Annotated in this window: 7 protein-coding genes; 5 read left to right on the forward strand and 2 right to left on the reverse strand. The window is 42.6% G+C overall.

All coding sequences use genetic code 11. The features are described from left to right. Both VB836_RS13265 and rfbB read right to left on the reverse strand, forming a co-directional pair. Positions 1 to 334 (reverse strand): helix-turn-helix domain-containing protein (locus VB836_RS13265; protein ID WP_323219742.1); only part of this gene is annotated, 334 nt, incomplete at its 3' end. Between the two features lie 266 nt (positions 335 to 600). After that, positions 601 to 1,698, reverse strand: coding sequence for a dTDP-glucose 4,6-dehydratase (rfbB, locus tag VB836_RS13270; RefSeq protein ID WP_323219746.1), 1,098 nt, complete (start codon positions 1,696 to 1,698; stop codon positions 601 to 603). Positions 1,699 to 1,926: 228 nt separating this feature from the next. On the opposite strand from rfbB, the gene VB836_RS13275 reads away from it, so the two are divergent. The 5 genes from VB836_RS13275 to VB836_RS13295 all read left to right on the forward strand — a co-directional run. Further along, positions 1,927 to 3,696 carry a CapA family protein gene (locus VB836_RS13275; protein ID WP_323219743.1) on the forward strand — a complete coding sequence of 590 codons (1,770 nt, stop codon included), beginning with the start codon at positions 1,927 to 1,929 and terminating at the stop codon, positions 3,694 to 3,696. Between the two features lie 94 nt (positions 3,697 to 3,790). Beyond that, a complete protein-coding gene (locus VB836_RS13280; RefSeq protein ID WP_323219744.1) occupies positions 3,791 to 4,222 on the forward strand; it encodes a hypothetical protein in 432 nt (143 codons plus the stop codon). A gap of 235 nt (positions 4,223 to 4,457) precedes the next feature. Next, positions 4,458 to 4,925 carry a 50S ribosomal protein L21 gene (gene rplU / locus VB836_RS13285; RefSeq protein ID WP_323219745.1) on the forward strand — a complete coding sequence of 156 codons (468 nt, stop codon included), beginning with the start codon at positions 4,458 to 4,460 and terminating at the stop codon, positions 4,923 to 4,925. Positions 4,926 to 4,994: 69 nt separating this feature from the next. Continuing rightward, positions 4,995 to 5,285: a 50S ribosomal protein L27 gene (gene rpmA, locus VB836_RS13290; protein ID WP_046277827.1), complete on the forward strand. Its 291-nt coding sequence runs from the start codon at positions 4,995 to 4,997 to the stop codon at positions 5,283 to 5,285. A 158-nt stretch (positions 5,286 to 5,443) separates the two neighbouring features. Beyond that, on the forward strand, positions 5,444 to 5,567 hold a 124-nt coding region (locus VB836_RS13295; protein ID WP_323218875.1), incomplete at its 3' end, for a helix-turn-helix domain-containing protein.

Here is a 5,567-nt window from a genome sequence, read left to right on the forward strand (position 1 = left end):
TCTGCCTGAAAGATTCCCAAGAGTTGTGCAAGCGTTTAACAACATCCTGGGTGACTTGTGAATGAACTTCTTTAAGTTCGGGTTCAGTTTTTTTCCACTGGGTTAACTGTCGCTTTTGCTCCATGTAACCAGGAAATGGAATATCAGGAGACATAATATATTCCCGATTAATTGAGCATCTATCAATCATACACTTCCGACTGTTCATCCAGTCTTTTAAGTCTCGCAGACAACGATTATAAAGTCGTCTACAAGTCTCTAGCCAACTCAACATTAGTTTTTGTTGAGCCGCACTCGGATAAATTCGGTAAGTGTAGTTCATTGTTAGTGCCATAGACTATATATTAGTACACAGAGATTCAGTGCTAACTGTTTTCTGGGTATCGTAGCAAGATCCGCTACGCGGTACCCCCAAAAACAGTTTTGGGGATGTCCATGTATCCCGACACTAAAACTTCGTTTATGGTGCGGGGCTTATTGCCTCCCCAAACCCCACCAAAAAGCTAAATCTTAAGGGAAAAACCTCGATAATTTGAGGTGGTAATTCCTCCGATCTGAGCCTAGATAATCAGAGGATTCTAGGCTAATCAGATCGATTATCTAAGAAGCGTAAACCTGGCGGTAATAGGTTTGATATTCTTCAGATAATAGCGGTTCCCACCAACTGCGATGCGTTAAAAACCAACCGACCGTTTGTCGTAATCCTTCTTCAACCGTTACTAGAGGCGCCCAACCCAACTCCGTTTTAATTTTAGTGGCATCAATGGCATAACGGCGATCATGTCCGGGTCGATCTTTAACAAAAGTAATCAACTCTTCAGAAGGTTTAACAGGTAAAGTCGGCGCCAATTCATCCATAATTCGGCATAACATTCGGACTAAATCAATGTTTTTAACCTCATTATTTCCGCCAATATTATAAGTTTCTCCGGGTTTTCCCTGATGAATGACTGTATCTAAAGCCCGACAATGATCGAGAACATACAACCAATCCCGAATATTTTGTCCATCCCCATATACAGGTAAAGGTTTACCCAACAAAATATTAATACACATCAACGGAATCAATTTTTCGGGGTAATGGTAGGGGCCGTAATTATTAGAACAATTGGTGATAATTGTTGGCATCCCGTAGGTATGATAATAAGCTCTTGCTAAATGATCACTACCCGCTTTAGAAGCAGAATAGGGACTATTGGGAGCGTAGGGAGTTGTTTCTGTAAACGCCGGATCATCCATGCTGAGACTTCCATAAACCTCATCCGTAGACACATGAAGAAAACGGTAGTCTTGGGGACGATTATGGGTGTTCCAATGTTGGCGAAACGCATCCAGCAGTGTAAACGAACCCACAACATTGGTTTGAATGAAAGCACCAGGGCCAAGAATTGAACGATCAACATGGGACTCCGCCGCAAAATGAGCAACCGTGTTAATTTCTTCTTCTTGAAGTAAGCTTTCAATCAAAGGGCGATCGCAAATATCCCCCTTGACAAAGCGAAAAGTTTCTTTATCCTCTAGAGTGGCTAAATTTTGGCGATTTCCCGCGTAAGTTAGAGCATCCAACACTACAACCCGATCTTGTGGATAGGCGTGACACCAGTGATGGACAAAATTCGAGCCTATAAAACCTGCTCCCCCAGTCACCAACACTCGACGAGGCAAACTGGCTTCACTGTTATCGTAACTGTACTGCATTGCCACAGTGATTTCCTCCCAAAAATCTGCTTATTGATCTCAAAAAATTATCGGGCAGAGATGCTCTAAACCCTGATACTGTCTGCCTTTTACCATTTTACCTGCTTTGATCAACAAAGCTTGTGAAATCCGGTCTCAAGAGCAATCCCTTTTAGACCCCCCCATAAATCGCCACTCAAACGTATTATTGATAGAGTCTGTTTATTTGTCGGCGTGAGGAGACTGTGTGTGAGTCAGCAAAACTTCATTAAGCTCGCCCAGCAGGGAGATGCTAACGCAATTGCTACTTTAATTAATCAGGCGTTAAACTCTCAAAGAGTCCAAGCAAAAGCAACTCGACGCGATCGCCATCTGTACATCTTACTTGAGTCCGAGCAACTGCCTAATCAATCCTCTTGCATTCGAGTCATCCAGAACGGTATGCTCCGCCTGGGAACCTCTGCAATTACCTTGATTACCGTTCAAGGTCAAAAAAGTAGTCAACCCTCTCTAAATTGGACTCACACGATTGCACTCCAGACTTCTGTGGCCTCTGCAAAAACTTGCCTGCCTACGATTGAGAAGGAATCTGCCTTTACGGAGGTAAAGTCAAGTTCTACTCCATCCCATTCTATACATACACCTCCTCACTCACCAACAAAAGCGAAAAAACCTTCTCCCCCGCCTCCCCCTCAGCCTGCTCAATTTCAACGTCCTAAACGGGTTATTCCTCGCTCTGTTAAACAGTTGTTGATGGCGGGTTCGATTGGTTTGATGATGGCGCCGCTTTCGGGTTGGTTTTTTACGGTTCAACAAGATAGAATTTATAATGTTTCTCGGACTGTTTCTCAAACTTTAGCTTCTATTCCCTCTGGGATTGCTGCGGGATTTCAAGAAATTAAATTTCCAAAGCTTCCTCAATTTTCTTTTTCTTCTTCGGCAGCTTCTTCTGCTTCTGTTGAACCGATTAGTCAAGCGGAAACGCTGAAAAACCTCAACTCATTTTCCAATTTAGCCCTCACTTCTCTGCAAAATCCGATTAGCCCCGATATGCGGATTAAAATTAAAGCGGTGGGTGATATTATTCCGGGAACGAACTACCCCTCTAATAAACTTCCCGATCAAAAAGAGATGTTATTTCAGGATGTTAAGCCTGCCTTACAAGGGGCTGATATTGTTTTTGGTAACTTTGAAAGTACCCTAACGAATTATCCAAATAGTGCGAAAAATATTGGTCGAGGTTTGGTGTTTGCTTTCCGAACGCCTCCCGAGTATACCTCGATTTTGAAAGATGCAGGATTTCATATTTTGAGTGTCGCGAATAATCACTCTTTTGATTTTTTTGAGACGGGTTTTGATGATACGATTGACAATATTAATAAACTGGGAATGAAGGCGGTCGGCCGAAAAGATCAGATTGTTTACCATGAAGTGAAAGGGGTAAAATTTGCCTTTATTGGCTTTAGTTATTTTCCCGTTCATAATAATATGTTAGATTTGGAAGCGTCTAAAGCAATTGTTAAAAAAGCTGAAGCAGAAGGGGCTGATGTTATTGTCGTTTCTGTTCATGCAGGGGCGGAAGGAACGGCTGCTTTACATATTCGAGATAAAACGGAATATTTTTATGGTGAAAATCGCGGCAATAAAGTCTTATTTGCCCGAACTTTAATTGATGCTGGGGCTGATTTGATTTTAGGACATGGGCCTCATGTTCCTCGGGCGTTTGAACTGTATAAAGGTAAGTTAATTGCCTATTCTTTGGGGAATTTTATGGGCTACCGCACGTTATCAACTCAAGCGCAATTGGGATATTCTTTGGTTTTGGAAGCTGATCTTGATCCGGTGGGAAATTTTAAAAGTGGCAAAATTATTCCCATTCATCTTGATAGCAAGGGTGTTCCCTATCGTGATAATAATTTCCGCAGTGTTGGGTTAATTCGCAGTCTGACTCAAAGTGATTTTCCCAATACTCCTTTGGAAATTGATAATCAAGGTCAAATTAAGGTCAAATCTGACTAAAATCTGACTCACCTAGAAGTTATTGCTAGAACTGACAAATTAATATTATACTGAAATGTAACATTTTGTAAACTTTTTCATCCAACCTGCACTTATGTACTCTGAATCTTTGATGATTGCTCCTATTTATACCCTGATTGTGGCAACAACCGTTTTTGCTGTCCTGTTTGGTGTGATTTTTAAGGATATGTTAGAATACCAGGTACGTCTGTGGACGGCTAATCCTGAATCTCAAGGCAAAATCAATTACAATAATGGCAATATCATTATTGCTTATTGTGGAACAACGCTGTTTGTTTTTTTCTCAGTTGCTTTGAGTTTAACGGTATTTCTGCAATTGTTTTGGCTCGCCGCGATTATTGGCTTTGTGGTTGTCATTCCTACCGCTTTATTGATGTGGGTTCAACTCGGTTCTATGTTGCAGCTTTGGGGAACTAACGGAATAGAAGCCGTTGATCTTGACTTTTTTGCCTTGAATCAACCATCGGAAAAATCAACTGAACCCCTATCGAGTCAAGGAAAATAAATCAGCTCGTGCTTTTTGTTGAGAAAAACTTGACAATAAAGACCTTTATTGAGATAATAACAGATTGTGTGTCTAATCCCTGCTCGGATCAGGTTGAGACATCAGCAAATGCTGGCACAACATTTTTTTGTTGAATTGGGTTGAACCTCAAGCATCCGAGCGTGAAGGTTTAGCAATCTAATCAGCAGAGAAATACAGCCAGCTACCTGTACGGCCAAATTTAATCATAACCCCAATGAGTTACGCGATTATTGAAACGGGCGGCAAGCAAATACGAGTCGAACCCGGTCGGTTTTATGATATCGAACTGCTAGCAGTTGAACCCAACGAAAAAGTCACAATTGATAAAGTTCTGCTGGTCAAGCATGATGATGATATTCATGTCGGTCAGCCTTGGGTCGAAGGCGCAACGGTAGAAGGTACGGTTTTACGTCACTTTCGTGGACGCAAGGTGATTGTCTACAAAATGCGGCCTAAGAAGAAAACCCGCAAAAAACGAGGACACCGACAAGAGATTACTCGTTTAATGATAGACACCATTGCACTGAATGGCTCTATATTAGCAGGCAGCAGCGATGTAGAACAGGCGGCCCCAGTTGCACAGACTCCAACCACTGAGGTAGAAGCAACGACTCCAGAAGTCTCGGTGGAAACAGAACCCACCGTTGAGGAAACCCCAGTCGAAGCAACTTCAGCCGAGTAGGTTCATCGGTTCAAGCTTCGGAAGCAGAAGCACATAATAATAGTAAAGTGAACTTTTGCAGAGGATATCATGGCTCATAAGAAAGGAACAGGAAGTACCCGCAACGGTCGCGACTCTAACGCCCAACGTTTGGGAGTAAAGCGATATGGGGGTCAGCAGGTTCGTGCGGGTAGTATTTTAGTTCGTCAACGGGGCTGCCAGTTTCATCCCGGTAACAATGTAGGTATCGGTAGCGATGACACCTTGTTTGCCAAAATTGATGGTATTGTCACCTTTGAACGCAAAGGGAAAAGCCGTCAAAAAATTAGTGTCTATCCAGTACCAGTCGCTGAACCTGTAGAGGCGGCTAGCGTTTCTTAGTTCAGTTGTCAGTTTAACTAAGCCGACGGGAAGTCCCCCACCATAGCTGTACTCAGTTTGGTGGTGGGATGAAAGTCGGGGAAAACGGAGGGACGTAGTTTTCCAAATCTTCCGATATCGTTACTGTTTTATGTATAATGCAGTAAGGAGGTCTGAAGATGCTACACAAAGCGCTCAAGGTTCGACTCTATCCAACACCAAACCAGCAGGTATTACTGTCTCAGCACTTTGGTTGTGCTAGATGGTGGTGGAATTACGCTCTAAATAAGTCAATCGAGACCT

Source organism: Limnoraphis robusta BA-68 BA1, assembly GCF_034932365.1.
GTDB classification, from domain to species: domain Bacteria; phylum Cyanobacteriota; class Cyanobacteriia; order Cyanobacteriales; family Microcoleaceae; genus Capilliphycus; species Capilliphycus robustus.